The sequence below is a fragment of the Enterobacter sp. PL_is379 genome (assembly GCF_055817355.1).
Window position 1 is genome coordinate 39356 of record NZ_JBVPGT010000028.1, and the last position, 25448, is coordinate 64803.

The 25448-nt window shown below is 56.7% G+C and carries 25 protein-coding genes; 21 read left to right on the forward strand and 4 right to left on the reverse strand.

Annotated features, from left to right (window positions below):
• Nucleotides 1-4 precede the first annotated feature (4 nt).
• The 6 genes from AC0TOY_RS10940 (at nucleotide 5) to tus (ending at nucleotide 5262) form a co-directional block, all read left to right on the forward strand.
• Nucleotides 5-1090, forward strand: a complete 1086-nt coding sequence (locus tag AC0TOY_RS10940) for a RecT family recombinase (RefSeq protein WP_473721829.1) — start codon at nucleotides 5-7, stop codon at nucleotides 1088-1090.
• A gap of 38 nt (nucleotides 1091-1128) precedes the next feature.
• Entirely contained in the window at nucleotides 1129-1371 is a 243-nt protein-coding gene (locus tag AC0TOY_RS10945) for a DUF4060 family protein (protein ID WP_343582213.1), read from the forward strand.
• A 64-nt stretch (nucleotides 1372-1435) separates the two neighbouring features.
• Nucleotides 1436-1651, forward strand: coding sequence for an excisionase family protein (gene xisR / locus AC0TOY_RS10950; RefSeq protein WP_047647992.1), 216 nt, complete (start codon nucleotides 1436-1438; stop codon nucleotides 1649-1651).
• On the forward strand, nucleotides 1651-2931 hold the full coding sequence (locus AC0TOY_RS10955; RefSeq protein ID WP_473721830.1) for an Arm DNA-binding domain-containing protein: 1281 nt from the start codon (nucleotides 1651-1653) through the stop codon (nucleotides 2929-2931). The genes xisR and AC0TOY_RS10955 overlap by 1 nt, the downstream gene beginning before the upstream one ends.
• 29 nt (nucleotides 2932-2960) lie before the next feature.
• Nucleotides 2961-4259 carry a two-component system sensor histidine kinase RstB gene (rstB, locus tag AC0TOY_RS10960; protein WP_473721831.1) on the forward strand — a complete coding sequence of 433 codons (1299 nt, stop codon included), beginning with the start codon at nucleotides 2961-2963 and terminating at the stop codon, nucleotides 4257-4259.
• A gap of 73 nt (nucleotides 4260-4332) precedes the next feature.
• Nucleotides 4333-5262, forward strand: a complete 930-nt coding sequence (gene tus / locus AC0TOY_RS10965; RefSeq protein ID WP_473721832.1) for a DNA replication terminus site-binding protein — start codon at nucleotides 4333-4335, stop codon at nucleotides 5260-5262.
• On the opposite strand, the gene fumC is transcribed toward tus, so the two are convergent.
• A complete protein-coding gene (gene fumC / locus AC0TOY_RS10970; RefSeq protein ID WP_473721833.1) occupies nucleotides 5263-6657 on the reverse strand; it encodes a class II fumarate hydratase in 1395 nt (464 codons plus the stop codon).
• 136 nt (nucleotides 6658-6793) lie between these two features.
• The gene (gene fumA / locus AC0TOY_RS10975; RefSeq protein ID WP_061715401.1) at nucleotides 6794-8440 is read right to left on the reverse strand and encodes a class I fumarate hydratase FumA; all 1647 of its coding nucleotides are present in this window, start codon (nucleotides 8438-8440) and stop codon (nucleotides 6794-6796) included.
• A gap of 199 nt (nucleotides 8441-8639) precedes the next feature.
• Between fumA and manA the strand changes: the two genes are divergently transcribed.
• Together manA and AC0TOY_RS10985 are read left to right on the forward strand one after the other, a co-directional pair.
• Nucleotides 8640-9815: a mannose-6-phosphate isomerase gene (manA, locus tag AC0TOY_RS10980; RefSeq protein ID WP_473721834.1), complete on the forward strand. Its 1176-nt coding sequence runs from the start codon at nucleotides 8640-8642 to the stop codon at nucleotides 9813-9815.
• Between the two features lie 99 nt (nucleotides 9816-9914).
• Nucleotides 9915-11447 carry a YdgA family protein gene (locus AC0TOY_RS10985; RefSeq protein ID WP_473721835.1) on the forward strand — a complete coding sequence of 511 codons (1533 nt, stop codon included), beginning with the start codon at nucleotides 9915-9917 and terminating at the stop codon, nucleotides 11445-11447.
• 121 nt (nucleotides 11448-11568) lie between these two features.
• Here AC0TOY_RS10985 and AC0TOY_RS10990 read toward each other — a convergent pair whose 3' ends face one another.
• Nucleotides 11569-12597: a Mal regulon transcriptional regulator MalI gene (locus tag AC0TOY_RS10990; RefSeq protein ID WP_473721836.1), complete on the reverse strand. Its 1029-nt coding sequence runs from the start codon at nucleotides 12595-12597 to the stop codon at nucleotides 11569-11571.
• 177 nt (nucleotides 12598-12774) lie between these two features.
• On the opposite strand from AC0TOY_RS10990, the gene malX reads away from it, so the two are divergent.
• The 3 genes from malX to add all read left to right on the forward strand — a co-directional run bounded on the left by malX (nucleotide 12775) and on the right by add (nucleotide 16686).
• Nucleotides 12775-14367, forward strand: coding sequence for a maltose/glucose-specific PTS transporter subunit IIBC (gene malX / locus AC0TOY_RS10995; protein ID WP_063621468.1), 1593 nt, complete (start codon nucleotides 12775-12777; stop codon nucleotides 14365-14367).
• 48 nt (nucleotides 14368-14415) lie between these two features.
• Nucleotides 14416-15588: a MalY/PatB family protein gene (locus tag AC0TOY_RS11000; protein WP_248164210.1), complete on the forward strand. Its 1173-nt coding sequence runs from the start codon at nucleotides 14416-14418 to the stop codon at nucleotides 15586-15588.
• 96 nt (nucleotides 15589-15684) lie between these two features.
• The gene (gene add / locus AC0TOY_RS11005) at nucleotides 15685-16686 is read left to right on the forward strand and encodes an adenosine deaminase (protein WP_048991229.1); all 1002 of its coding nucleotides are present in this window, start codon (nucleotides 15685-15687) and stop codon (nucleotides 16684-16686) included.
• Nucleotides 16687-16738: 52 nt separating this feature from the next.
• Here the strand turns inward: add and AC0TOY_RS11010 are convergent, their stop codons facing one another.
• Nucleotides 16739-17779 carry an oxidoreductase gene (locus AC0TOY_RS11010; protein WP_473721837.1) on the reverse strand — a complete coding sequence of 347 codons (1041 nt, stop codon included), beginning with the start codon at nucleotides 17777-17779 and terminating at the stop codon, nucleotides 16739-16741.
• 243 nt (nucleotides 17780-18022) lie between these two features.
• Between AC0TOY_RS11010 and blr the strand changes: the two genes are divergently transcribed.
• From blr to nth, 10 genes are all read left to right on the forward strand, one after another.
• Entirely contained in the window at nucleotides 18023-18148 is a 126-nt protein-coding gene (gene blr, locus AC0TOY_RS11015; RefSeq protein ID WP_169814161.1) for a division septum protein Blr, read from the forward strand.
• A 231-nt stretch (nucleotides 18149-18379) separates the two neighbouring features.
• Nucleotides 18380-18595 (forward strand): transcription modulator YdgT, encoded by a 216-nt coding sequence (ydgT, locus tag AC0TOY_RS11020; protein WP_013096896.1) that lies wholly within the window; start codon nucleotides 18380-18382, stop codon nucleotides 18593-18595.
• Between the two features lie 86 nt (nucleotides 18596-18681).
• Nucleotides 18682-19122 carry a DUF2569 domain-containing protein gene (locus AC0TOY_RS11025; protein ID WP_024909347.1) on the forward strand — a complete coding sequence of 147 codons (441 nt, stop codon included), beginning with the start codon at nucleotides 18682-18684 and terminating at the stop codon, nucleotides 19120-19122.
• 76 nt (nucleotides 19123-19198) lie between these two features.
• On the forward strand, nucleotides 19199-19780 hold the full coding sequence (rsxA, locus tag AC0TOY_RS11030; protein WP_008500564.1) for an electron transport complex subunit RsxA: 582 nt from the start codon (nucleotides 19199-19201) through the stop codon (nucleotides 19778-19780).
• Nucleotides 19780-20358 carry an electron transport complex subunit RsxB gene (gene rsxB / locus AC0TOY_RS11035; RefSeq protein WP_032651039.1) on the forward strand — a complete coding sequence of 193 codons (579 nt, stop codon included), beginning with the start codon at nucleotides 19780-19782 and terminating at the stop codon, nucleotides 20356-20358. Before rsxA ends, rsxB begins: the two co-directional genes overlap by 1 nt.
• Nucleotides 20351-22372: an electron transport complex subunit RsxC gene (gene rsxC / locus AC0TOY_RS11040; protein WP_061715410.1), complete on the forward strand. Its 2022-nt coding sequence runs from the start codon at nucleotides 20351-20353 to the stop codon at nucleotides 22370-22372. Before rsxB ends, rsxC begins: the two co-directional genes overlap by 8 nt.
• Nucleotides 22373-23425, forward strand: a complete 1053-nt coding sequence (gene rsxD, locus AC0TOY_RS11045; RefSeq protein ID WP_048991232.1) for an electron transport complex subunit RsxD — start codon at nucleotides 22373-22375, stop codon at nucleotides 23423-23425.
• Between the two features lie 10 nt (nucleotides 23426-23435).
• A complete protein-coding gene (gene rsxG, locus AC0TOY_RS11050) occupies nucleotides 23436-24056 on the forward strand; it encodes an electron transport complex subunit RsxG (RefSeq protein WP_473721838.1) in 621 nt (206 codons plus the stop codon).
• A 2-nt stretch (nucleotides 24057-24058) separates the two neighbouring features.
• Complete coding sequence (locus tag AC0TOY_RS11055; RefSeq protein WP_023617347.1) at nucleotides 24059-24745, forward strand: electron transport complex subunit E; 687 nt, start codon at nucleotides 24059-24061, stop codon at nucleotides 24743-24745.
• Nucleotides 24742-25377 (forward strand): endonuclease III, encoded by a 636-nt coding sequence (nth, locus tag AC0TOY_RS11060; protein WP_008500570.1) that lies wholly within the window; start codon nucleotides 24742-24744, stop codon nucleotides 25375-25377. Before AC0TOY_RS11055 ends, nth begins: the two co-directional genes overlap by 4 nt.
• The last annotated feature ends 71 nt before the right edge of the window (nucleotides 25378-25448 follow it).

Genomic DNA, 25448 nt, shown 5'->3' on the forward strand with positions numbered 1-25448 from the left:
ATTTATGCAAAACACTAACGTTACCGTTGCTGACCAGAACACCGTTATTAACTCCAACGTGGCTTTGTTTGATTCCCAGTATCTGAACGCCATCAGTACATTTGCGCAGATCATGGCGCAGGGCACTGCCACCGTTCCTAAACACCTTCAGGGCAACCAGGCCGATTGCATGGCAGTTGCGATGCAAGCGGCACAGTGGCAGATGAATCCCTTTGCCGTGGCGCAGAAGACGCACCTGATTAACGGTGTGCTCGGGTATGAAGCGCAGCTGGTTAATGCCGTCATTTCACGCAGCGGCGTGCTGGCCAGCCGTTTTGAATATGAGTGGTACGGGCCATGGGAAAAGGTTGTTGGGAAATTCCATATCCGTAAAGGCGACAAAGGCGAGTACCGCGTCCCAGGCTGGACCCTGGCTGACGAAGCCGGGATCGGCATTATTATCCGCGCAACCCTGAAAGGAGAAGATCAGCCAAGGGAACTCGATTTGCTGCTGGCTCAGGCCCGCACCAGAAACTCTACCCTGTGGGCAGACGATCCTCGCCAGCAGCTGGCGTACCTGGCCGTCAAACGTTGGGCGAGACTGTTCTGCCCGGATGTGATTCTGGGCGTTTACACCCCGGATGAACTGGATGACCGCCGTGAAGAACGAGAGGTAAACCCGGCACCGGCGCAGCACGTTAGCCTTGCAGACATTTCAGGTGACAACGTCACTACCACTCAAACGGCTCAGGAATCAGCTCAAAACATCGATGCACTTGCTGATGATTTCCGTGATCGCATCGAGGCGGCTCAGGATGTGGATAGCGCTAAAGCTCTGCGCGCAGATATTGAAACCGTGAAAGCAACGCTGGGTTCTGCCCTGTTCACTGAGCTGAAAAACAAGGCCGTGAAGCGTTATTACCTGGTTGATGCTCGCAACAAGGTGGAAGCGGTAATCAACTCCCTGCCTTCTCCAGATGAACCCGGTGCAGCAGAACGCTTTGGCGAAGCTGAACGCGTGCTGGCATCTGTGAAACGCCATTTAGGAGAGGAACTACACGATCAGTTCAGCATCACCCTGGCGGATATGAAACCGGAATACGTGGACTAACGAGATCGGGAGGGGAAACCCTCCCTCAAGGAGAAGAAATGCGACTGATTAATCGAGGCAGTAAGCAATCCCCTTTAGCTCGCCAGGCATGTGAAATCGCACTCGCAGCCCACCTGCAAAGATATGGTGACTATGGGCGCAGCAAGATGAAAGAGACCTATACGGTGAAAGTGGAAGGCGTGAAGGTCTGGGTTGAAGTGGTCAACTGCAAGGCAAGCTACGTGGCCACAGCAATGACCGGCATGCGCCGACTTCGTTCCCTGCCCGGCCAGGCAAACTGAAACTGAAATATCAACGACTAAAGACCGGCATATCTATACTCATGCCGGTTACCTGAGGTGAACCATGTCGCAGGTAATTTACGATTCAGAATGGGGCGTTGCTTCAAAACTAAAAGAGAAGACAGGCCTTACAGATCGTCAGATTAAAAGCTATCGCCAAACCTCCTGGGTAGAAGGTGTTCATTTTAAGAGAATCCCATTGGATGGAAGCAGCTCCGAAGAGCGAGGACTTGTCTGGTACAACATCCCAAACATTAACAGGTTTGTGAAGGAGGCATAATGGCTGCAATGCCAACGGGTGTTGAGATCCACAACAATAAAATACGAATTAGTTTCAAGTTTCAGGGCGTTAGATGCCGAGAAACATTGAAAGGATGGATCATAAATGCTTCGAATCTCAAAAAAGCCGGGAATCTAAGGGCCAAAATTGTAAGCGAGATTCAGCTGGGCACTTTTGACTACCGGGGCGTGTTTCCGGAGTCAAAGGTAGCAGCAAAGTTTTATACATCTAAAAATATTACGACGTTCGCCGAACTTGCATCAACCTGGTATGAAAACCATAAAATCGATCTCTCCCCCAATGCCACAAGAAGCTATGGGATAGCTGTAAGAACGTTAACAAAACTAATCGGCCCTGAAACGCTGGTTACATCCATCACCAACAGCGACATTCTGGGCTGGAGAAAGGAATTACTGACTGGCGAGACTAACTATGCTCCCGAAAAGAGGAGAAATAAAACCGGCCGCGCCGTTAGAACAGTAGATTATTATCTGGCCATCCTGCGACAAATCCTCGACTATGCGGTTAAAAATAAAGTCATTTCATATCAACCATATGTCGGGATAAAAAGGCTTCGCAAAGGGCAAACAAAACCAGATCCACTTCTGAGACATGAGTTTGAGCAGTTGAAAGAGACTGCTCCGGCTCAGCAGAAAAACATGTGGCAATTTTTCGCTTATACCGGCGTTCGGCCCGGGGAGCTTTGCGCTCTTGCCTGGGAGGATATCGATCTTAATTCCGGTGAAGCTACGATTGCACGCAATCTAACTCAGGAAGGTTTGTTTGGACCACCCAAAACCGAAGCTGGATACCGGACGATAAAGTTACTGGAGCCGGCTCTGGAGGCTTTGCGAGCTCAAAAGGAGCTAACGGGAAGTGCCCCTAAGGTACCAATCACTTTTCACCACCGGGAGTTCGGTAAAGCGGAAACGCAAAAGCTGCACTTTGTGTTTATGCCTCGACCTCAGAAAGGCAAGCAAGCTGCGTACTATTCAGTCAGTTCAATTGTGTCATTATGGGATATTACGGTAAGACGATCGGGAATTCGCCGCAGACGCCCCTATCAGTTGCGTCATACATACGCATGCTGGATGTTGTCGGCAGGTGCTAATCCTGCTTTTATAGCGAATCAGATGGGTCATGAGAATGCAGAGATGGTCTTCCATGTATACTCTGCGTGGATAAATGCTCTCGATAGCGATCAGGTATCATTTTTGAATCAGCGCTTTGGCGGATATGCAAATGCCCCTATAGTGCCCCTGAAGGTAAAAACAAAGTAGTTAATTACTTGATTTCCCGGTGATATTTAATGAAAAAGCTGTTTGTGCAGTTTTATCTTTTGCTGTTTGTCTGCTTCCTGGTCATGACCATGCTGGTCGGGCTGGTCTATAAATTCACCGCCGAACGTGCAGGCAGGCAGTCGCTGGACGACCTGATGAAAAGCTCGCTCTATCTGATGCGCAGCGAGCTGAGAGAGATCCCGCCGCACGACTGGGCGAAAACGCTCAAAGAGCTGGATCTGAATCTGTCATTCGATTTACGCATCGAGCCGTTAAAAAATTTTGAGCTGGACCCACCCGCCATGCAGCGTCTGCGCGACGGGGACATCGTCGCGCTGGATGAGAAATACACCTTTATCCAGCGTATCCCGCGCAGCCATTACGTGCTGGCCGTCGGCCCGGTTCCCTATCTCTATTATCTGCACCAAATGCGCCTGCTGGACATGGCGCTGATGGCCTTTATCGCCATCTCGCTCGCGTTTCCGGTCTTTATCTGGATGCGCCCGCACTGGCAGGACATGCTGAAGCTGGAATCCGCTGCGCAGCGTTTTGGCGAGGGGCATTTTACCGAGCGCATTCACTTCGACAGCGGTTCCAGCTTTGAACGTCTGGGCGTGGCCTTTAACCAGATGGCCGATAACATCAATGCCCTGATCGCCAGTAAGAAGCAGCTGATCGACGGAATTGCGCACGAGCTGCGCACGCCGCTGGTGCGCCTGCGCTATCGTCTGGAGATGAGCGAAAATCTGACGGAAGCGGAGTCTCAGGCGCTTAACCGCGACATTGGCCAGCTTGAGGCGCTGATTGAGGAACTGCTGACCTACGCGCGCCTCGATCGCCCGCAAAACGAACTGAACCTCAGCACGCCGGATCTGCCCGCGTGGCTGCAAACCCATATTGACGATGTCCAAAGCGTGAACCCGCAGCGTACGCTGTTGACGCGCGTCACGCCAGGTGACTACGGCGCACTCGATATGCGCCTGATGGAACGCGTGCTGGACAACCTGATGAACAACGCCATGCGCTACAGCGAAAGTACGCTACAGATTGGGCTGGATTTGCAGGGCAGTCAGGCAAGCCTGACGGTGGAGGATGACGGCCCGGGGATAGCTCCGGAAGCGCGAGAAACCGTGTTTGAACCGTTTGTCCGCCTCGACCTCAGCCGCGATCGCGCTACTGGTGGATGTGGCCTGGGGCTGGCGATTGTCTACTCTATCGCGCAGGCAATGGGCGGCACGGTGCATTGCGAGGAGAGCGAGCTTGGCGGCGCGCGCTTCTGCTTTAGCTGGCCGGTATACCATAACATCGCCCTTCCCGTTCCTGTCTGACCTAAACCGCACGCTGGCCTGACCCGGCGTGCTGTGCTATATGATAAGTATGTTGTAACTAATGAGAGTGTTTATGGCGACTTACGATCTTCTCGAACGGCTGAACAGCACGTTTCGGGAAATAGAACACGAGCTCCTGACCCTGACCGAACGTTTGCAGACCTGCCGTCTGCTGGCCGCGCGCGTCTTTACCCTGCCCGAGGTAGCTAAAGGGGCAGAACACGACCCGCTGGACACCATCGAGGTTGAACAGCACATCGGCAGCGCCGCCCTTGAGCTGGCGCTGAAACACTATCGTCGCCTGTTTATCCAGCAGCAGTCTGAAAACCGCAGCAGTAAGGCGGCCGTGCGTCTGCCCGGCGTGATTTGCCTGCAAACCGATGCGACAACGCGCGAAGCGCTGGAAGCCCAGATTACCCAGATCAACAGCCTGAAAGCGGCATTTGAAAATATCGTTACCGAAGAGTCCGGCCTCGCCCCTGCCGCCCGGTTTGAATGGGTGCACCGTCAGCTTCCTGGGTTAATTACCCTGAATGCCTATCGCACGCTGACGGTACTGCGTCACCCCGCTACGCTGCGCTTCGGCTGGGCGAATAAGCACATCATTAAAAACTTCACCCGAGATGAGATTCTGGCGCAGCTGGAAAAAAGCCTGAAGACGCCGCGCACCGTCGCACCGTGGTCGCGTGAACAGTGGATTGAGCGCCTGGAGCAGGAGTACCACAGCATCGCCTTGCTACCGGCGGACACGCGCCTCAAGATAAAGCGCCCGGTGAAGGTGCAGCCTATCGCCCGCGTCTGGTATTCCGGTCAGCAAAAACAGGTTCAGTATGCCTGTCCGACGCCGCTGATTGCGCTCTTTGATGCCAATCAGGGGGCCATCGTGCCGGATATTGGTGAGCTTTTGAATTACGATGCGGACAATGTCCAGCACCGTTACAGACCTCAGGCGCAGCCGCTGCAGCTGATTATTCCGCGGCTGCACCTGTATGTGGCGGGTTGATTATTTCAGGCTACCGACCATCGCTTCCGGGCGAACCCAGGCGTCGAACTCCGCCTCCGTCAGATAGCCCAACGCCAGGGCGGAGGCTTTCAGCGTCAGCCCCTCTTTATGCGCTTTTTTAGCGATCTCGGCGGCCTTGTCGTAGCCGATATGGGTATTCAGCGCCGTCACCAGCATCAGGGATTCATTGAGCAACTGGTTGATACGCTCGCGATTCGGCTCAATCCCTACCGCACAGTGCTCGTTAAAGCTCACCATCCCGTCCGCCAGCAGACGAATCGATTGCAGAACGTTGTGGATCACCATCGGGCGATAGACGTTCAGCTCGAAGTTGCCGGACGCGCCGCCCAGGTTGACGGCCACGTCGTTGCCCAGTACCTGACAGCAGAGCATGGTCATGGCTTCACACTGGGTCGGGTTGACTTTACCCGGCATGATGGAGCTGCCCGGCTCATTTTCCGGAATGCTGATTTCACCAATGCCGCAGCGCGGCCCCGAGGCCAGCCAGCGCACGTCGTTGGCGATTTTCATTAATGATGCCGCCAGCCCTTTCAGCGCGCCGTGGGTGTGGACCAGCGCGTCGCAGGTCGCCAGCGCTTCGAACTTGTTGGGCGCCGTGACGAACGGCTGCCCGGTGATGTTTGCCAGCTCCTCCGCCACGCGCACCGCGTATTCTGGATGGGTGTTTAACCCGGTCCCGACCGCCGTCCCGCCGAGCGCCAGCTCCGCCAAGTGCGGCAGGCTGTACTCAATATGCTTCAGGTTATGTTCCAGCATCGCCACCCAGCCGGAAATCTCCTGGCCGAGCGTCAGCGGCGTGGCGTCCTGCAGGTGCGTACGGCCAATTTTAACGATGTCGCGGAAGGCCTGCGCTTTCTCATTGAACGTGGATTTCAGAACGTTGAGCTGCGGAATAAGCTGCTCGCGGATAGCAATCACCGCCGCCACGTGCATCGCCGTCGGGAAGACGTCGTTGGAACTCTGGCTTTTGTTGACGTCATCGTTCGGATGAACCTTACGCTCCATGCCGCGCACGCCCCCCAGCAGTTCGCTTGCCCGGTTCGCCAGCACTTCGTTCATGTTCATGTTGCTTTGGGTGCCGGAACCGGTCTGCCAGATGGCGAGGGGGAATTCGTCGGGATGCTTACCCACCAGCACTTCGTCGGCGGCGTTGATGATGGCGGTCGCTTTGTCTGCCGTCAGCAGGCCTAAATCCTGGTTCACTTTCGCAGCTGCACGTTTGGTGAGCGCCAGCGCCTGGATCAGCGAGACGGGCATTTTTTCAGTCGAGATACGGAAATGCTCCAGCGAACGCTGGGTTTGCGCGCCCCATAGCTTGTCGGCCGGGACGTCGATGGCGCCCATCGAATCTTTCTCATGGCGTACCGTGGTCATTACTTTCTCCTTGATAACAAAAGAGGGATTGCTCACATGCTTAAGGGATAAGTATTGATGACTTCTGAGAAACGTTATGGCGCTTTGTGCGCTCTTTTTGGTGTCGGGTGGCGGCAGCGCCACCCGGCTTTTTATCTTACTTCACACACGCCGAACACTGGGACGACTGAATCTGCTTGAAGAAGTCGTTGCCTTTGTCATCCACGAGGATAAACGCCGGGAAATCCTCCACTTCAATTTTCCAGATCGCTTCCATACCCAGTTCCGGGTATTCCACGCACTCCAGGCTCTTGATGCTGCCCTGCGCCAGCACCGCTGCCGGGCCGCCGATGCTGCCGAGGTAGAAGCCGCCGTGCTTGTGGCAGGCGTCCGTCACCTGCTGGCTGCGGTTACCTTTCGCCAGCATGATCATGCTGCCGCCGTTGGCCTGCAGCTGGTCGACATACGAGTCCATACGCCCTGCCGTGGTTGGGCCTAACGAGCCAGAGGCGTAGCCTTCAGGCGTTTTCGCCGGGCCAGCGTAGTAGATCGGGTGATCTTTAATGTACTGCGGCAGCCCTTCGCCATTGTCCAGACGCTCTTTCAGCTTCGCGTGCGCGATGTCGCGCCCCACGATAATCGTGCCGTTCAGGGAGAGACGGGTCGAGACCGGATACTGCGAAAGCTGCGCCAGAATTTCTTTCATCGGACGGTTCAGGTCAACGCGAACCGCTTCACCCTCACCCGCTTTACGCAGCTCTTCCGGAATGTACTTGCCCGGGTTGTTTTCCAGTTTTTCGATCCACACGCCTTCGCGGTTGATCTTGGCCTTGATGTTGCGATCCGCAGAGCAGGAGACACCCATACCGACCGGACAGGAGGCACCGTGACGCGGCAGACGGATCACGCGCACGTCGTGGGCAAAGTATTTGCCGCCAAACTGGGCGCCGAGACCCAGGTTACGCGCCTCTTCCAGCAGTTCCTGCTCAAGCTGTACGTCGCGGAACGCCTGGCCGTGCTCGTTACCTTCGGTAGGCAGGCCGTCATAGTATTTGGTTGAGGCCAGCTTGACGGTTTTCAGCGTACTTTCAGCCGACGTACCGCCAATCACAAACGCGATATGGTACGGCGGGCACGCCGCGGTGCCGAGGGTGCGCATCTTCTCAACCAGGTAGTTCTTCAGCTTGCCCGGGGTGAGCAGCGCTTTGGTTTCCTGGTAGAGATAGGTTTTGTTGGCTGAACCGCCGCCTTTGGCGATACAGAGGAATTTGTACTCATCACCGTCGACGCTGTAGAGGTCAATCTGTGCAGGCAGGTTGGTGCCGGTGTTGACCTCTTTGTACATGTCCAGCGCCGCGTTTTGCGAATAGCGCAGGTTATCTTCGGTGTAGGTGTTGTAGACGCCGTGCGCCAGCGCCGCTTCGTCACCGCCGCCGGTCCAGACGCGCTGGCCTTTTTTACCGACGATGATCGCCGTGCCGGTATCCTGACAGGTTGGCAGAATGCCTTTCGCCGCGATATCGGAGTTACGCAGGAACTGCAGGGCAACGTATTTATCGTTTTCGCTGGCCTGCGGGTCGCTCAGGATATCGGCCACCTGCTGCTGGTGCGCAGGGCGGAGCATAAACGAGGCGTCGTGGAAAGCGTGCTGCGCCAGCAGCGTCAGCGCCTGCGGATCGACTTTGAGGATCTCTTGTCCTTCAAACTCAGAAACGGAGACGTGATCGCGGGTTAACAGGTAATACTCGGTCTGATCCTTACTGAGGGGGAAAGGATCCTGATAATGGAAGGGTTTATTCGACATTGGTCTCTCACTTACTGCTTCGGTCTGTTTATTCAGGGCAGATGTTCCGCTGCCCGGCTTAAAAGCGAGTCAGCTTATCCTACACAATTTTTTAACAAAAACTGAGACTAGTACGACTTTTTACATCCACAGGTTACTTCCATGAGGTTTATTGCTTTAATACCCGGAGTTAATTCCACAATTGAATCAGGGCTTGATAATGCAAAAACTCATTAACTCAGTGCAAAACTACGCCTGGGGAAGTAAAACTGCGTTAACGGATCTCTACGGTATCGCGAACCCGAACAACCTGCCGATGGCAGAACTGTGGATGGGCGCGCACCCGAAGAGCAGCTCAAAAATTGAAGACGCCAGCGGCCAGGTACGCAGCCTGCGCGACGTGATTGATGCCGATAAAGCCGCGCTGCTGGGTGACAAGGTCGCTCGCCGCTTCGGCGAACTGCCGTTCCTGTTTAAGGTGCTGTGCGCAGACCAGCCGCTCTCCATCCAGGTTCACCCGAACAAGCAAGCGTCTGAAATCGGCTTTGCGAAAGAGAACGCGGCGGGTATCCCGTTAGACGCCGCCGAGCGTAACTACAAAGATCCTAACCACAAGCCGGAACTGGTGTTCGCGCTGACGCCGTTCCTGGCGATGAACGCGTTCCGCGAGTTTTCGGAGATCATTTCTCTGCTGCAACCGGTCGCGGGTGCCAACAAGGCTATCGCCCATTTCCTCGAAAACCCGAACGCCGACGCGCTGAGCCAGCTGTTTGCAAGCCTGCTGAATATGCAGGGTGAAGAGAAATCCCACGCCCTGGCGGTGCTGAAAGCCGCCCTGGACAGCCAGCAAGGTGAACCGTGGGAGACTATCCGTCTGATTTCCGAATTCTACCCGGACGACAGCGGCCTGTTCTCCCCTCTGCTGCTGAACGTGGTGAAGCTGAACCCGGGCGAGGCAATGTTCCTGTTCGCGGAAACCCCGCACGCCTACCTGCAGGGCGTGGCGCTGGAGGTGATGGCCAACTCCGATAACGTGCTGCGCGCGGGCCTGACGCCGAAATACATCGATATTCCTGAGCTGGTTGCCAACGTGAAGTTTGTGGCGAAACCTGCCGCGGAGCTGCTGACGCAGCCGGTGAAAAACGGCGCAGAGCTGGACTTCCCGATCCCGGTTGAGGATTTTGCCTTCTCCCTGCACGACCTGAGCAGCGCCGAAACGTCGGTGGCTCAGGAGAGTGCGGCGATTCTGTTCTGCGTTGAAGGCGAAGCGACGCTGCACAAAGGCGAAGAGCGTCTGGTGCTTAAGCCCGGAGAGTCAGCATTCGTTGCAGCCAATGAGTCCCCGGTCAGCGTGAGCGGCACCGGTCGCCTCGCGCGCGTTTTCAATAAGCTTTAAGCACTTACTGAATTTTTTAACAACTCTTGCTAAGCTAGTTGCAGGCTTAATATCTCCAGGCGGTTTTTACCGCCTGGTTTCATTTTAGGGATAGTCGCAATGAAAAAATCGGTCGTAGCGGTTGGAGTGATTGTAGCGTTAGGCGTGGTCTGGACGGGTGCCTCCTGGTTTACCGGGAAACAGCTGGAAGGCCGTCTGGCTGAGATGGTGGCGCAGGCTAACGGAGAGATTAAGCGCAGCGCGCCGGAAGCAGGTCTGGAACTGAGCTACCAGAACTATCACCGCGGTGTGTTTACCAGCCGTATGCAGCTGGTGGTGAAGCCGGTTGCCGGAGCTGAAAACGGCTGGCTGAAACCGGGCCAGAGCGTGGTGCTGGACGAGGTGGTGAGCCACGGTCCGCTGCCGCTGGCGCAGCTGAAGTCCTTTAACCTGATCCCGTCGATGGCGTCCGTTCATACCGTGCTGGTGAATAACGACGTCACCAAACCGCTGTTTGACCTGGCAAAGAATGAATCGCCTTTCGACATTAATACCCGAATTAGCTATGCCGGTGACACCAGTTCCGATATTGCGTTGAAAGCGCTGAACTACGAGAAAGAGAATGAAAAAGTCGCCTTCAGCGGCGGCCACTTCAAACTCGATGCTGACCGCGACGGGAACGTGTTCTCCCTGACGGGTGAAGCGGAGAGCGGCCTGGTCAATGCCGTGAACGAATATAACCAAAAAGTTCAGCTCACCTTCAGCAACCTGAAAGCCGACGGCAACAGCCGAATGACCGATTTCCAGGAGCGTATTGGCGATCAAAAACTGTCTCTCGATAAAGTCGCCATTGCGGTTGAAGGGAAAGAGATGGCCGTGCTGGAAGGCATGGACGTCAACGGCAAATCCGACGTTTCCAAAGACGGTAAGAGCATCAATACCCAGCTGGATTACACGCTGAAGAGCCTGAAAGTACAGAATCAGGATCTGGGCACCGGCAAACTGTCGCTGAAGATCGGCAATATCGACGGCCAGGCGTGGCACGAGTTTAGCCAGAAATACAGTAAAGAGAGCCAGGCGCTGCTGACCGATACCGCGCTGCAGCAGAACCCGGAAGTGTACCAGCAGCAGGCGATGGCGGTGCTGTTCAACAACCTGCCAATCCTGCTGAAAGGCGAGCCGGTAATAACCGTTGCGCCGCTGAGCTGGAAAAACAGCAAAGGCGAAACCAGCTTCAACCTGTCCCTGTTCCTGAAAGATCCGGCCACTGCAACGGTTGAACCGCAGACGCTGGCGCAGGAAGTGGATCGCAGCGTGAAGTCGCTCGACAGCAAGCTGACCATCCCGATGGATATGGCGACCGAGTTTATGACCCAGATTGCGAAACTGGAAGGCTACGGCGATGAAGATGCCGGCAAGCTGGCGAACCAGCAGGTGAAAGGTCTGGCGGCAATGGGCCAGATGTTCCGCATCACCAAAGTGGAAAACAACACGATTTCCACCAGCCTGCAGTACGCCAACGGCCAGGTCACGCTCAACGGCGACAAGATGCCGCTGGAAGACTTCGTCGGCATGTTCGGTATGCCTGCTCTGGGGATGCCGGAACCGGCTGAACCGGCAGCGCCAGCCGAACCGGCGGCACCGCAGCAGTAAACGTCAAAACCCCTCGCATGAGGGGTTTTTTATTGTCGGGTCGCGGCGACGCTTACCTGGCCTACGATCGACCTTGTAGGCCCGTGCAAGCGCAGCGCCGCCGGGCGATGTGCAGCGGAGATTACTTCACCGTCACCAGCCGCGCCGCCACAATCTGGTGCCCGGCCTGCACATCTGCATTGTCGATGCGCTGCATAATCCTGTCCGCCAGGGTGTAACCCATCTCCCGCGCTGGGGTGGTGGCCCAGACGATCGGCAGGTCGTCGAGGGCGTTTTCCCCGACGTCGGCGAACGCCCCCAGCGCCACCTGGTGGCCGAAGAAGGTTTCCACCCCGCCCTCGCCGCTCTGACGCCCGGCGCGGATCAGGCCAAACCAGGCCCCCATAGCAATCACCTCGTTATAGCAAATCACGGCGCTGATCGTCGGGCTGCTTCGCAGCAGCGCGCCTATCGCTTCCGCCGCCATCTTCTGGCTGGATTCACACTCCACGACCCACTCGCTGTGGAACGGCAGGCCGTATTTAATCAGCGTCGCGCAGTAGCCGCCTACCCGCTCGGCGCGGGTCAGGGACGAGCTTTTACCGCCCAGCCAGGCAATGCGCTGATGCCCGCGACGAATAAGATGCTCGGTCAGCATTTGCGCGGCCTGCATGTTATCCGGGCGTAGCGTATCGGCTTCGTCGAGGTAGCTGGCGCGCGAGGCAAACACCAGCGGCACGCCTTTTTCAGCGGCACGCTCGCACAGTTCGCTGCCCACGCCCGATGCCCCGGCGACGATCACCCCGTCCACCCCCTGGTTCAGCAGCATATCGAGCCGGGAAAGCAGCTGATCGGCCTCGCGACCGCCGTGAAGCAGAAAGACCATCCGCCCCTGTGCTTCAAGCGCTTCGGTTAACCCGGCTGTTAACTCCGCATAGAAAGGTGACGTCAGATCGCGAACAATCAGGCCAATCACCCCGCTTTGCCCGCCGCGCAGCGCCGACGCCTGACGGTTACGCACAAAGCCCAGCTGTTCAACCGCCTCGTTCACCCGCTGGCCGGTCGCGGAAGAGATGCGCCCTTTCCCGCTTAGCACCAGAGAAACGGTGCTGACGGAAACGCCCGCCGCAAGCGCGACATCGTTGATGGTGATTTTTTTCGCTACAGCCATGTGTCAGCGTGACTCCCTGAAATGAGATCGGTAAAACGTTTTATCAATACGTTATCTTTATACTACCAGTCAAAGCCTGAGAATGTGATTTAGCGCGCACTAAACTTTGATAAAACGTTTTATCTTCTCGCAGCATTGAAGCAGACAAACTGATTTTAACAATAAAGGAGTCGTTTTATGACGGCGAAAGCAGCACAAAAAATATCGCTGTGGGAATTTTTCCAGCAACTGGGTAAAACCTTTATGCTGCCCGTGGCACTCCTCTCGTTCTGCGGGATCATGCTCGGGATCGGCAGCTCGCTAAGCAGTAAAGACGTCATCACGCTGATCCCGTTCCTCGGTACTCCCGTGCTGCAGGCGATCTTTATCTGGATGAGTAAAGTCGGCTCCTTTGCGTTTAGCTTCCTGCCCGTCATGTTCTGTATCGCTATCCCGCTGGGCCTGGCGCGCGAAAATAAAGGCGTCGCGGCGTTTGCCGGTTTTGTGGGTTACGCGGTGATGAACCTCGCGGTTAACTTCTGGCTGACCGCGAAAGGCATACTGCCGACCACCGACGCTGCCGTGCTGAAGGCCAACAACATTCAGAGCGTGATTGGCATCCAGTCTATTGATACCGGGATCCTCGGGGCGGTGATCGCGGGTGTGATTATCTGGATGCTGCACGAGCGCTTCCACAATATCCGTCTGCCGGATGCCCTGGCCTTCTTCGGCGGCACCCGCTTCGTGCCGATTATCACCCTGGTGGTGATGGGCCTGTTTGGTCTGATCATTCCGCTGATCTGGCCGGTCTTCGCGATGGGCATCAACGGCATTGGCCGCATCATCAACGGCGCGGGAGATTTCGGTCCGATGATCTTCGGCACCGGCGAGCGTCTGCTCCTGCCGTTTGGCCTGCAGCACATCCTGGTGGCCCTGATTCGCTTCACCGAAGCGGGCGGGACGATGGAGGTGTGCGGTCACGACGTGAGCGGTGCGTTGACCATCTTCCAGGCGCAGCTGAGCTGCCCGACCACCCACGGCTTCTCCGAAAGCGCCACCCGCTTCCTGTCTCAGGGTAAAATGCCTGCCTTCCTCGGCGGCCTGCCGGGTGCCGCGCTGGCGATGTACCACTGCGCACGCCCGGAAAACCGTCATAAAATTAAAGGGCTGCTGATTTCCGGCGTGATCGCCTGCGTCGTAGGCGGTACCACCGAGCCAATCGAGTTCCTGTTCCTGTTCGTTGCGCCGGTGCTGTATCTGATTCACGCTGTGCTGACCGGTCTGGGCTTTACCGTGATGGCGGTGCTGGGCGTCACTATCGGTAACACCGACGGCAACGTCATCGACTTCGTGGTGTTCGGCATCCTGCATGGCCTCTCCACCAAGTGGTATCTGGTCCCGGTCGTGGCGGCAATCTGGTTCGTGGTGTACTACGGGATCTTCCGCTTCGCCATCACCCGCTTTAACCTGAAAACGCCAGGCCGCGATACCGATACGGCCACCAGCGTGGAACAGGCGGTTGCCGGTACCGTGGGCAAATCCGGCTACAACACCCCTGCCATTCTGGCGGCGCTGGGCGGTGCGGATAACATTACCTCGCTGGATAACTGCATTACCCGCCTGCGTTTGTCGGTGGCGGATATGTCAAAAGTGGATACCAACGCCCTGAAAGCCAACCGGGCTATCGGCGTGGTACAGTTAAATCAGCACAATTTGCAGGTGGTTATCGGCCCGCAGGTACAGTCGGTGAAGGATGAGCTGGCTACCCTGATGCGAACAGTAGAAGCCTGATGCCTCAGCCCCCTCTCATGAGGGGGTTTTACTTTAAGGATTAACGTCATGTTTGATTTCTCTACCGTCGTGGATCGACACGGCACCTGGTGTACGCAGTGGGACTACGTCGCCGACCGCTTTGGCGCGGCCGACCTGCTGCCCTTCACCATCTCGGATATGGATTTCGCCACCGCGCCCTGCATTACCGACGCGCTGCATCAGCGCATCAATCACGGCGTGTTGGGCTACAGCCGCTGGAAGAACGATGAGTTTCTCGCCGCCGTTGCGCACTGGTTCCAGCAGCGCTTTCACAGCAAGATTGAGACCGAATCGATCGTTTACGGTCCTTCCGTCATTTATATGGTCTCTGAATTGATTCGCCTCTGGTCAAACCCCGGCGACGGCGTGGTGGTTCACACCCCGGCATACGATGCGTTTTACAAAGCCATTGAGGGTAACGCGCGTCGTGTTGTGACGGTTGAGATGGAAAAGCAGGCTGCAGGCTGGCAGGGCAATATGGCGGCCCTCGAAGCGGCGCTGGCGAAACCGGAAAACAAAATTTTGCTGCTGTGCAGCCCGCAAAACCCGACCGGTAAGGTCTGGACGCGGGATGAACTGACGCAGATGGCGGAACTGTGCGCACGCTATGACGTGGCGGTTATCAGCGATGAAATCCATATGGACATGGTGTGGGGAGAGCATCGTCACACGCCGTGGAACGCGGTGGCGCGCGGCAAATGGGCGCTTCTCACCTCCGGCTCGAAAAGCTTTAATATTCCGGCGCTGACGGGGGCTTACGGCCTGATCGGCGATGAAGAGAGCCGTAACGGTTACCTCAGCGCGCTAAAAGGCCGGGACGGACTCTCTTCCCCTTCCGTGCTGGCGCTGACGGCGCATATCGCCGCCTATCAGCAGGGGGAGCCGTGGCTGGATGCCCTGCGGGGTTATCTGGAAGAGAATTTGTTGTATATCGCGCAGGAAGTAAACCGCGCTTTTCCGAAACTGAACTGGCAGCCGCCCGAAGCGACTTATCTGGCCTGGATCGATCTGCGTCCGCTGAACATTGACGATCGGGTGCTGCAAAAAGTGCTGATCGAGCAGCAAAAAGTCGCCATCATGCCGGGATATACCTACGGTAAAGAAGGAAATGGCTTTGTTCGCCTGAATGCGGGCTGCCCGCGCAGCAAGCTGGAACAAGGCGTGCAACGCCTCATTGCCGGGATTAACACGCTCCTGTAATCAATTTGCGCAACGGAATATTCCCTTGCGCAAATAGCTTTTTACCCCGTTTTGTTTTTATAATATGGCGCACTTTAACCAGAAAAGAGTGCGACCATGATTGATACACGCCTGCCTTTAACTGATATTCATCGTCACCTTGACGGTAACATTCGTGCCCAAACCATCCTCGATCTTGGCCGCCAGTTCAATTTAACGCTTCCTGCTCAGACCCTTGAGTCCTTGATCCCTCACGTACAGGTGACCTCTAATGAACCGGACCTGGTCAGCTTCCTGAGCAAACTCGACTGGGGCGTGAAGATGCTGGCGTCGCTGGATGCCTGCCGCCGCGTGGCGTTTGAGAACATCGAAGATGCTGCCCGCAACGGCTTGCACTACGTCGAACTGCGCTTCTCGCCGGGCTATATGGCGATGACCCACAACCTGCCCGTTGCAGGCGTGGTGGAAGCCGTCATTGAAGGTGTGCGCGAAGGGTGTAAAACCTTCGACGTTCAGGCCCGCCTGATCGGCATCATGAGCCGTACGTTCGGTGAAGCCGCCTGCCTGCAGGAGCTGGAAGCGCTGCTGGCCCATCGCGATGCCATCACCGCCGTCGACCTCGCCGGCGACGAGCTGGGCTTCCCGGGCAGCCTGTTCCTCTCCCACTTCAACCGCGCGCGCGATGCCGGCTGGCACATTACTGTCCATGCGGGTGAAGCGGCTGGCCCGGAAAGCATCTGGCAGGCCATCCGCGAGCTAGGCGCCGAGCGTATCGGTCACGGCGTGAAGGCGGTCGAAGATCGCGCCCTGATGGATTTCCTGGCGGAGCAGCGTATCGGGATTGAGTCGTGCCTGACGTCTAACATTCAGACCAGCACCGTGGCGACGCTGGCGCATCATCCGCTAAAAACGTTCCTCGAGCACGGCGTGCTGGCCTCGCTGAACACTGATGACCCGGCGGTTCAGGGCGTGGATATTATCCACGAGTACAACATCGCCGCACCGCAGGCGGGTCTGAACCGCGAGCAGATCCGTCAGGCACAGATTAACGGGCTGGAAATTGCCTTCCTGACGCCTGCTGAGAAACAGGCGCTGAAAGATAAAGTGGCTCGCGGTTAACACCGTTGCCGGGTGGCGCTGACGCTTACCCGGCCTACAAAATATTAAAAAACTATGCCAGGCAGAGCGTCGCGCGATGTTTGGCAGATTCGATGCCCAACTCAATCAGCTCCATAATCTGAATCGCCTGGCTGGCAGGAACCGGATTCTCTCCCGTGCCGTTCAGCGCATCGCGGATAGCGGCATAATACGCCGGATAGTTACCCGGTATCGTCAGCAAGGTCTCCTCGACCAGCTCCTCGCCTTCGACCCGCGTTACCACGCCGTCGCGCATATCATAGCCCCAGTCTTCCTGCGGCAGACGTTCACCGTTTTTAAGCCTGTCTTCCTGCGGATCGAGACCAAACTTCACGTAGCTCCCGCGCGTACCGTGAATGATATAGCGGGCCGATTCTGCGGCCGCGACCATCGTGCCGTGCAGCACAATCCGCCGCTGCGGGTAACTGAGCACCGCGTGGAAGTAATCGGTTGTCTGCGCGCCGGGCCTGAGCTGGGCGAGATCGACCGTCATGCTCACCGGCAGACCAAAAAGATTGACGGCCTGATCCAGCAGATGCGGGGCTAAATCGTACCAGATGCCGCTGCCCGGACCGGCCTGCTCGCGCCAGCGGTTTCTCACCTGCGGACGAAAGCGGTCAAAGTGCGATTCAAAAAAGAGGATCTCCCCTAGCGTGCCTTCACTGAGAAGCCTTTTTACCGTCAGAAAGTCGCTGTCCCAGCGGCGGTTATGGAACACCGACAGCAGCCTGCCCAGACTCTTTGCCAGCGCATCCAGCTCGCGTGCCTGTGACAGCGTCACGGTGAAGGGCTTATCGACCACTACGTGCTTACCGGCCTCCAGCGCGGCCTTTGCCAGCGGAAAGTGGGTGTCGTTCGGCGTGGGGATGACGATTAAATCAATATTCGGATCGTTGAAAAGGTGTTTAGGTTCAGAGACAACCGGCACGGAAGGCCAGTCGGCATGGACTTTAGCGGTATCGCTGCTGGATACCGCCGCCAGCGCCATCCCCGGCGTCCCGGCTATCAGAGGCGCATGAAACGTTTTGCTCGCGTACCCGTAGCCGATAAGCCCGACGCGGATATTATCACTCATAGTGCCATCCTCTTTTATGACATTCTTATTTCACACTGGCTAACCTGGCATGAGCACAGATTAATAATGTGCCCTATGACTTAAAATAGCAGGTTGTACGGGTTGTTTTTGTTACATAGTATTAACCTACTGATTTTGTTTAAGGGAACCGTTCCCAAAGCGCTTGCCGTCAGGGAGACGTCACTGTAACATTTGCGCCCTGTCTTTATGGATAAAGTACAATTACGCATTATGACGTCAATTATTAATCGAATCATTGAATTAGCGGGATGGATTGTCCTTGGAGTTTCGGTCATTTTGCTGGGCGTCGCCAGCCATATCGATAACTACCAGCCGCCGGAGCCTGTCACCATCGCCCAACCCAAGTAACCGGTTACTGCAATAAAGAGTGACATAATATGTCAGTTTCGTATTGCCAGCCCTGGTGAACACGGTTAACCTTCTCTTCCAGGCATCGTCTGATGCCTGAATTTCAGCAAAGAAAACTCCTAATTTCGTCGCATTACCTGAGTGGGCTGTTTACGTCTTTATTAATCCGTTTATTATTCGACCGAATTACCTTAACTGGTATTACTCACTTTTATATGGAAACTTATTAATATGACAGTTCAGGACTATTTATTAAAATTTCGCAAGATCAATTCGCTTGAGAGCCTGGAAAAACTGTTTGACCATCTGAACTACACCCTGTCGGATAATCAGGACATCATTAATATGTATCGCGCCGCAGACCATCGCCGCGCGGAGCTGGTTTCCGGTGGTCGTTTGTTCAACGTCGGTGAAGTGCCTAAGTCTGTATGGCGTTACGTTTTATAAGAAAGTAGCCATCCGCGCGAAATGTTATATACTCTCCGCCCTGCAAACTGGCTGTACAACATTTCGCGCAGATTATGGGAGAGTTCATGACCGCAACGCCTGGAGAACGCATTGGAGGCTGGTTAATCGCCCCACTGGCATGGCTGCTGGTTGCCTTATTAAGCGCATCGCTTGCGCTGCTGCTGTATACCACCGCACTGATTACCCCTCACGCCATCCAGACCCTGATGTCGCAAAGCGTGCTGAATATTGCTTTGTGGTTTGTGTCGTTCGTTTTCGCGATTGGAATGTGGTACTACACGCTGTGGCTGACCATCGCCTTCTTTAAACGCCGCAAGAGTGTGCCTAAGCACTACATTATCTGGCTGCTGATTTCGGTCCTGCTGGCGGTGAAAGCGTTTGCCTTTTCGCCCGTATCAGACGCGCTGGCCGTTCGTCAGCTGCTATTCCCGTTGCTGGCTGCGGCGCTGCTGGTGCCCTATTTCAAACGTTCGACGCGGGTGAAAAACACCTTCGTGAACCCGTAATAACCCTACAGATAACCTGTTGTCGCCTGCGTCGGTTTGTCCGATAATAGGCGGCTTTTTTATTTCAGGCTAAATAATGACCGATTACTTACTGCTCTTTGTCGGCACCGTGCTGGTTAACAACTTCGTTCTGGTGAAGTTCCTTGGCCTGTGTCCGTTTATGGGCGTTTCCAAAAAGCTGGAAACAGCAATGGGTATGGGGCTGGCGACGACCTTCGTGATGACGCTGGCGTCCATCTGCGCGTGGTGGATCGATACCTGGATCCTCATCCCGCTGGGATTAACCTATCTTCGTACGCTGGCCTTTATTCTGGTTATCGCGGTGGTGGTGCAATTTACCGAAATGGTGGTGCGTAAAACCAGCCCGGCGCTTTATCGCCTGCTGGGTATCTTCCTGCCGCTGATCACCACCAACTGTGCGGTTCTCGGCGTAGCGCTGCTGAACATCAACCTTGGCCATAACTTTATGCAGTCGGCGCTGTATGGTTTCTCTGCGGCAGTCGGTTTCTCTCTGGTGATGGTGCTGTTCGCCTCCATTCGCGAGCGCCTGGCAGCAGCGGATATCCCTGCGCCCTTCCGCGGTAACGCGATTGCGCTGGTGACCGCAGGTTTAATGTCTCTGGCCTTTATGGGCTTTAGTGGTCTGGTGAAGTTGTAATGAATGCTATCTGGATTGCCATCGCCTCTATCAGCGTTCTGGGGTTGGTGTTTGGCCTTATCCTGGGCTACGCCTCCCGCCGTTTCGCGGTAGAGGACGATCCCGTTGTAGAAAAAATTGATGAGCTTCTGCCACAAAGCCAGTGCGGGCAGTGTGGCTATCCCGGCTGCCGCCCCTATGCCGAAGCGGTAGGGGTTCAGGGTGAAAAAATTAACCGCTGTGCGCCCGGTGGCGAAGCGGTGATGTTGAAAATTGCGGCCCTGCTTAACGTTGACCCGCAGCCTGTTGACGGCGATGCGGACGTGCAGGAGCCGGTCCGCGCGCTGGCCGTGATCGACGAAGCCAACTGTATCGGCTGCACCAAATGTATTCAGGCCTGCCCGGTTGACGCCATTGTGGGCGCAACCCGCGCCATGCACACCGTCGTGGCGGACCTCTGCACCGGCTGTAACCTCTGCGTGGCCCCCTGCCCGACGCAATGTATCGAGCTGCGCCCGGTTGAAACGACTACCGAAAGCTGGAAGTGGGATCTTCAAGCCATTCCGGTTCGCAATATTCCTGTGGAACAACATGCTTAAGTTATTTTCTGCTTTCAGAAAAGAGAAGATTTGGGACTTTGACGGCGGTATTCATCCACCGGAGATGAAAACCCAGTCTAACGGCACGCCGCTGCGTCAAATTCCGCTGGCGACCCGTTTCGTTATGCCGCTCAAGCAGCACATCGGCGCGGAGGGTGAGCTGTGCGTGAAAGAAGGTGATACCGTCCTTCGCGGTCAGCCGCTGACCTTTGGTCGCGGACGTATGCTGCCGGTGCACGCCCCCACCTCCGGTAAGGTGGTCGCTATCGCCCCTCATACGGTGGCTCATCCGTCCGCGCTCTCAGAGCTGAGCGTGATTATTGAAGCCGACGGCGAAGACCGCTGGATTGACCGTGACGGCTGGAGCGATTACCGCGCCCACAGTCGCGAAGCGCTTATCGAGCGCATTCATCAGTTCGGCGTTGCTGGTCTGGGTGGCGCGGGCTTCCCGACCGGTGTCAAACTCCGCGGCGGTGGTGATAACATTCAGACGTTGATTATTAACGCCGCCGAGTGCGAGCCGTATATCACCGCCGACGATCGTCTGATGCAGGACTGCGCCGCCCAGGTAGTGGAAGGCATCCGCATCCTCGCGCATATTCTGCAGCCGCGGGAAGTGCTGATCGGTATCGAAGACAATAAACCGCAGGCTATTTCAATGCTGCGCGCCGTGCTGGCGGGCAGTCACGATATTAGCCTGCGCGTTATCCCGACCAAGTACCCTTCCGGCGGCGCAAAACAGCTGACGCAAATTCTCACCGGCAAGCAGGTCCCGCATGGCGGACGCTCTTCGGATATCGGCGTGCTGATGCAAAACGTCGGCACCGCTTACGCCGTGAAGCGCGCGGTGATTGACGGCGAACCGTTAACCGAGCGCGTGGTGACGCTGACCGGGGAATCCATTTCTCGTCCGGGCAACGTCTGGGCGCGTCTGGGTACGCCGGTGCGTCATCTGCTGGAACAGGCTGAGTTTTGCCCGGGCAGCGACCAGATGGTGATCATGGGCGGCCCGCTGATGGGCTTTACCCTGCCGTGGCTGGACGTTCCGGTAGTGAAAATCACCAACTGTCTGCTCGCGCCTTCTCAGACCGAAATGGGCGAGGAGCAGGAAGAGAAAGGCTGCATCCGCTGCAGCGCCTGCGCCGACGCCTGCCCGGCGGATCTGCTGCCGCAGCAGCTCTACTGGTACAGCAAAGGCCAGCTGCACGACAAGGCGAAAGCCCATAACCTGGCAGATTGCATTGAATGCGGTGCCTGCGCCTGGGTATGCCCTAGCAACATTCCTCTGGTGCAGTATTTCCGCCAGGAGAAGGCTGAAATTTATGCCATCTCCATGGAAGAAAAACGCGCGGCAGAAGCCAAAGCGCGCTTCGAAGCGCGCCAGGCGCGACTGGAACGCGAAAAAATCGCCCGTCAGGAGCGCCATAAGCAGGCCGCCGTTCAGCCTGCCGAGAAAGATCAGGATGCGATTAACGCCGCACTGGCGCGCGTTCGCGAGAAAAAAGCCACTGCGGCGCAGCCTGTGGTGATCCCGGCCGGCGAGAAGCCGGACAACAGCGAAGCGATTGCCGCGCGTGAAGCACGTAAGGCCGCAGCGCGCGCCCGTCAGGCTGAAAAAGCGCAAACGGTCCAGGCAGAGGCGGAGATCGACCCGCGTAAAGCCGCCGTTGAGGCAGCGATTGCCCGGGCCAAAGCCCGCAAAGCCGGTGAGCAAAATGTAGTGGTCGAGCAGGAAGCCGTCGACCCTCGCAAAGCGGCCGTCGAAGCGGCGATTGCCCGTGCTAAAGCGCGCAAAACGGCGCAGCAGACACAAACCGCAGAACCCGAAGCGCCGGTCGACCCGCGTAAAGCCGCCGTCGAAGCGGCAATTGCCCGCGCTAAAGCCCGTAAAGCGGCGCAGCAGGATGAGCAACCGCAGGCCGCCAACGATGACCCGCGCAAGGCCGCCGTCGCCGCCGCCATTGCGCGCGTTCAGGCGAAGAAAGCCGCACAGCAAGCAGTTAACGAGGATTAAATGGTTTTCAGAATCGCAAGCTCCCCTTACACCCACAATCAGCGCCAGACATCGCGCATCATGATGCTGGTCTGCCTGGCGGCGCTGCCGGGCATTGCCGTTCAGTGCTGGTTTTTCGGCTGGGGAACCCTGTTCCAGATAATCCTGGGCTGTGCCAGCGCCTTAGCGGCGGAAGCGCTTGTGCTTAAGCTGCGCAAGGCGGCTGTCTCCCGCATTCTTGCCGATAACTCCGCACTGTTGACCGGCCTGCTGCTGGCCATCAGTATCCCACCGTTCGCCCCATGGTGGATGGTGGTCCTGGGTACCGTGTTTGCGGTGATCATTGCCAAACAGCTGTACGGCGGGCTCGGCCATAACCCGTTCAACCCGGCGATGATTGGCTACGTGGTGCTGCTGATCTCCTTCCCGGTACAGATGACCAGCTGGCTGCCTCCGCATGAGATTGCGGCCACCGTTCCGGGCTTTATGGATGCTCTGCACGTGATCTTTACCGGTCATACGGTGCTCGGTGCGGATATGAACGCGCTGCGCATGGGCGTGGACGGTATCAGCCAGGCGACGCCGCTCGATACCTTTAAAACATCCCTGCATGCCGGGCACAGCGTTGAGCAGATCATGAAATCCGCGATCTACAGCGGCATGCTGGCGGGTGCAGGCTGGCAGTGGGTCAACCTGGCGTATCTGCTGGGCGGCCTTTTCCTGCTGCAGCAGAAAGCCATTCGCTGGCATATTCCGGTCAGCTTCCTCGTGACGCTGGCGGTTTGCGCCACGCTGGGCTGGGTCTTCTCGCCTGAATCACTGGCCAGCCCGCAGATGCATTTGCTCTCCGGCGCGACCATGCTGGGTGCCTTCTTTATCCTGACGGATCCGGTCACAGCGTCCACGACTAACCGTGGACGTCTGATCTTCGGCGCGCTAGCGGGCCTGCTGGTATGGCTTATCCGCAGCTTTGGCGGCTACCCGGACGGCGTGGCCTTTGCCGTCCTGCTTGCCAACATAACCGTTCCGCTCATCGACTATTACACGCGTCCACGCGTGTACGGTCATCGCTAAGGGTTTCGCCATGTTAAAAACGATGCAAAAACACGGCGTCACGCTGGCTGTCTTCGCCGCGGTCCTGACGGGGCTGACGGCACTGGTTAATGCGCTGACCAAAACGACAATCGAAGAACAGGCCTCGAAGCAGCAAAAGGCGCTGTTCGATCAGGTGATCCCGTCCGATTTCTACGATAATGACCTGCAAAAAAGCTGCTTTGTGGTAGACGCGCCGCAGCTTGGGAAAGGCCCGCACCGCCTCTTTATCGCCCGCAAAGGGGATAAACCGGTCGGCGCAGTGATGGAAGCGACGGCGCCTGACGGCTATTCCGGCGCCATTCAGCTGATTGTGGGCAGCGATTTCTCCGGCACCATACTGGGCACCCGCGTGACGGAACACCATGAAACGCCGGGTCTTGGCGATAAAATTGAAACCCGTCTGAGCGACTGGATTTTGCACTTTGCCGGTAAAGTGATCCATGGCGAAGGTGACACCGCGTTTGCAGTGAAGAAAGATGGCGGCGAATTCGACCAGTTCACCGGGGCGACCATCACCCCACGTGCGGTGGTGAATGCCGTAAAACGAGCCGGGCTGTATGCTGAAACGCTGCCCGCGCAAATCAACAATCTTCCGGCCTGTGAGGAGTAATCATGAGCCAGGTTAAAGAGGTTATTGTCCAGGGGTTGTGGAAGAACAACTCCGCGCTGGTACAGCTTCTGGGCATGTGCCCACTGCTGGCGGTAACGTCCACCGCCACCAACGCGCTCGGTCTGGGTCTGGCAACCACGCTGGTATTGACCCTGACCAACCTCTCCATCTCTGCCCTGCGCCGCTGGACGCCGTCGGAAATTCGTATTCCGATTTACGTCATGATCATTGCGTCGGTGGTCAGTATCGTTCAGATGCTGATTAACGCCTACGCGTTTGGCCTGTACCAGTCGCTCGGGATCTTTATTCCCCTTATCGTCACCAACTGTATCGTTGTCGGGCGCGCGGAAGCCTTCGCGGTGAAAAACAGCCCCGCCATGTCGGCGCTGGATGGGTTTTCCATTGGCATGGGTGCCACATGCGCCATGTTCGTGCTGGGCTCGCTGCGCGAGATCCTCGGTAACGGTACGCTGTTTGACGGCGCAGATGCGCTGCTCGGCGGCTGGGCCAAAGCGCTGCGTGTTGAAGTGTTCCACACCGATACGCCATTCCTGCTGGCGATGCTGCCGCCTGGCGCATTTATTGGCCTTGGCATGATGCTGGCGATAAAATACCTGATTGATGAAAAACGTAAGCGCCGCGCGGCTGAGCGTAGCGTTCTGGAAGGGACACCCGAGAAGGCTTCATGAATAAAGAAAAGCGCATTGCGATCCTGACCCGTCTGCGGGACGAGAACCCGCACCCGACGACGGAGCTGAATTTTACCTCCCCGTTTGAGCTGCTGATCGCGGTGTTGCTTTCTGCACAGGCGACCGACGTGAGCGTCAATAAAGCCACTGCCCTGCTCTATCCGGTCGCCAATACGCCGAAGGCCATGCTGGAGCTGGGCGTGGAAGGCGTGAAGTCGTATATCAAAACCATCGGCCTGTTTAACAGCAAAGCCGAGAACGTCATCAAGACCTGCCGGATCCTGCTGGAACAGCACGGAGGCGAAGTGCCGGAGGACCGCGCTGCGCTGGAAGCCTTACCGGGCGTGGGGCGTAAGACCGCAAACGTGGTGCTTAACACTGCGTTTGGCTGGCCCACTATCGCCGTGGATACGCATATATTTCGCGTGTCTAACCGGACCAACTTCGCGCCCGGGAAAAACGTCGAGCAGGTCGAAGAGAAGCTGCTGAAAGTGGTTCCGGCAGAATTTAAGGTGGATTGCCATCACTGGCTGATTCTGCACGGCCGTTATACCTGTATTGCCCGCAAGCCTCGCTGCGGCTCATGCATTATTGAAGATCTCTGCGAATACAAAGAAAAAGTGTATCCCTGATCGCCCCAATCCCATATTACAAGAAGGGCTATCGAATGCTCTTCTTTTGGCCGTTACTTGTCCGTCTTTCG

Coding starts and splice junctions, on each gene's coding strand:
- AC0TOY_RS10940 (WP_473721829.1), top strand. CDS start 5: ATGCAAAACACTAACGTTACCGTTGCTGACCAGAACACCGTTATTAAC.
- tus (WP_473721832.1), top strand. CDS start 4,333: ATGGCGACTTACGATCTTCTCGAACGGCTGAACAGCACGTTTCGGGAA.
- AC0TOY_RS10955 (WP_473721830.1), top strand. CDS start 1,651: ATGGCTGCAATGCCAACGGGTGTTGAGATCCACAACAATAAAATACGA.
- rsxA (WP_008500564.1), top strand. CDS start 19,199: ATGACCGATTACTTACTGCTCTTTGTCGGCACCGTGCTGGTTAACAAC.
- rsxB (WP_032651039.1), top strand. CDS start 19,780: ATGAATGCTATCTGGATTGCCATCGCCTCTATCAGCGTTCTGGGGTTG.
- rsxD (WP_048991232.1), top strand. CDS start 22,373: ATGGTTTTCAGAATCGCAAGCTCCCCTTACACCCACAATCAGCGCCAG.
- AC0TOY_RS10990 (WP_473721836.1), bottom strand. CDS start 12,597: ATGGCTGTAGCGAAAAAAATCACCATCAACGATGTCGCGCTTGCGGCG.
- fumC (WP_473721833.1), bottom strand. CDS start 6,657: ATGACCACGGTACGCCATGAGAAAGATTCGATGGGCGCCATCGACGTC.
- add (WP_048991229.1), top strand. CDS start 15,685: ATGATTGATACACGCCTGCCTTTAACTGATATTCATCGTCACCTTGAC.
- xisR (WP_047647992.1), top strand. CDS start 1,436: ATGTCGCAGGTAATTTACGATTCAGAATGGGGCGTTGCTTCAAAACTA.
- malX (WP_063621468.1), top strand. CDS start 12,775: ATGACGGCGAAAGCAGCACAAAAAATATCGCTGTGGGAATTTTTCCAG.
- rstB (WP_473721831.1), top strand. CDS start 2,961: ATGAAAAAGCTGTTTGTGCAGTTTTATCTTTTGCTGTTTGTCTGCTTC.
- manA (WP_473721834.1), top strand. CDS start 8,640: ATGCAAAAACTCATTAACTCAGTGCAAAACTACGCCTGGGGAAGTAAA.
- AC0TOY_RS11055 (WP_023617347.1), top strand. CDS start 24,059: ATGAGCCAGGTTAAAGAGGTTATTGTCCAGGGGTTGTGGAAGAACAAC.
- AC0TOY_RS11010 (WP_473721837.1), bottom strand. CDS start 17,779: ATGAGTGATAATATCCGCGTCGGGCTTATCGGCTACGGGTACGCGAGC.
- AC0TOY_RS10985 (WP_473721835.1), top strand. CDS start 9,915: ATGAAAAAATCGGTCGTAGCGGTTGGAGTGATTGTAGCGTTAGGCGTG.
- rsxC (WP_061715410.1), top strand. CDS start 20,351: ATGCTTAAGTTATTTTCTGCTTTCAGAAAAGAGAAGATTTGGGACTTT.
- fumA (WP_061715401.1), bottom strand. CDS start 8,440: ATGTCGAATAAACCCTTCCATTATCAGGATCCTTTCCCCCTCAGTAAG.
- AC0TOY_RS11025 (WP_024909347.1), top strand. CDS start 18,682: ATGACCGCAACGCCTGGAGAACGCATTGGAGGCTGGTTAATCGCCCCA.
- rsxG (WP_473721838.1), top strand. CDS start 23,436: ATGTTAAAAACGATGCAAAAACACGGCGTCACGCTGGCTGTCTTCGCC.
- AC0TOY_RS10945 (WP_343582213.1), top strand. CDS start 1,129: ATGCGACTGATTAATCGAGGCAGTAAGCAATCCCCTTTAGCTCGCCAG.
- AC0TOY_RS11000 (WP_248164210.1), top strand. CDS start 14,416: ATGTTTGATTTCTCTACCGTCGTGGATCGACACGGCACCTGGTGTACG.
- ydgT (WP_013096896.1), top strand. CDS start 18,380: ATGACAGTTCAGGACTATTTATTAAAATTTCGCAAGATCAATTCGCTT.
- nth (WP_008500570.1), top strand. CDS start 24,742: ATGAATAAAGAAAAGCGCATTGCGATCCTGACCCGTCTGCGGGACGAG.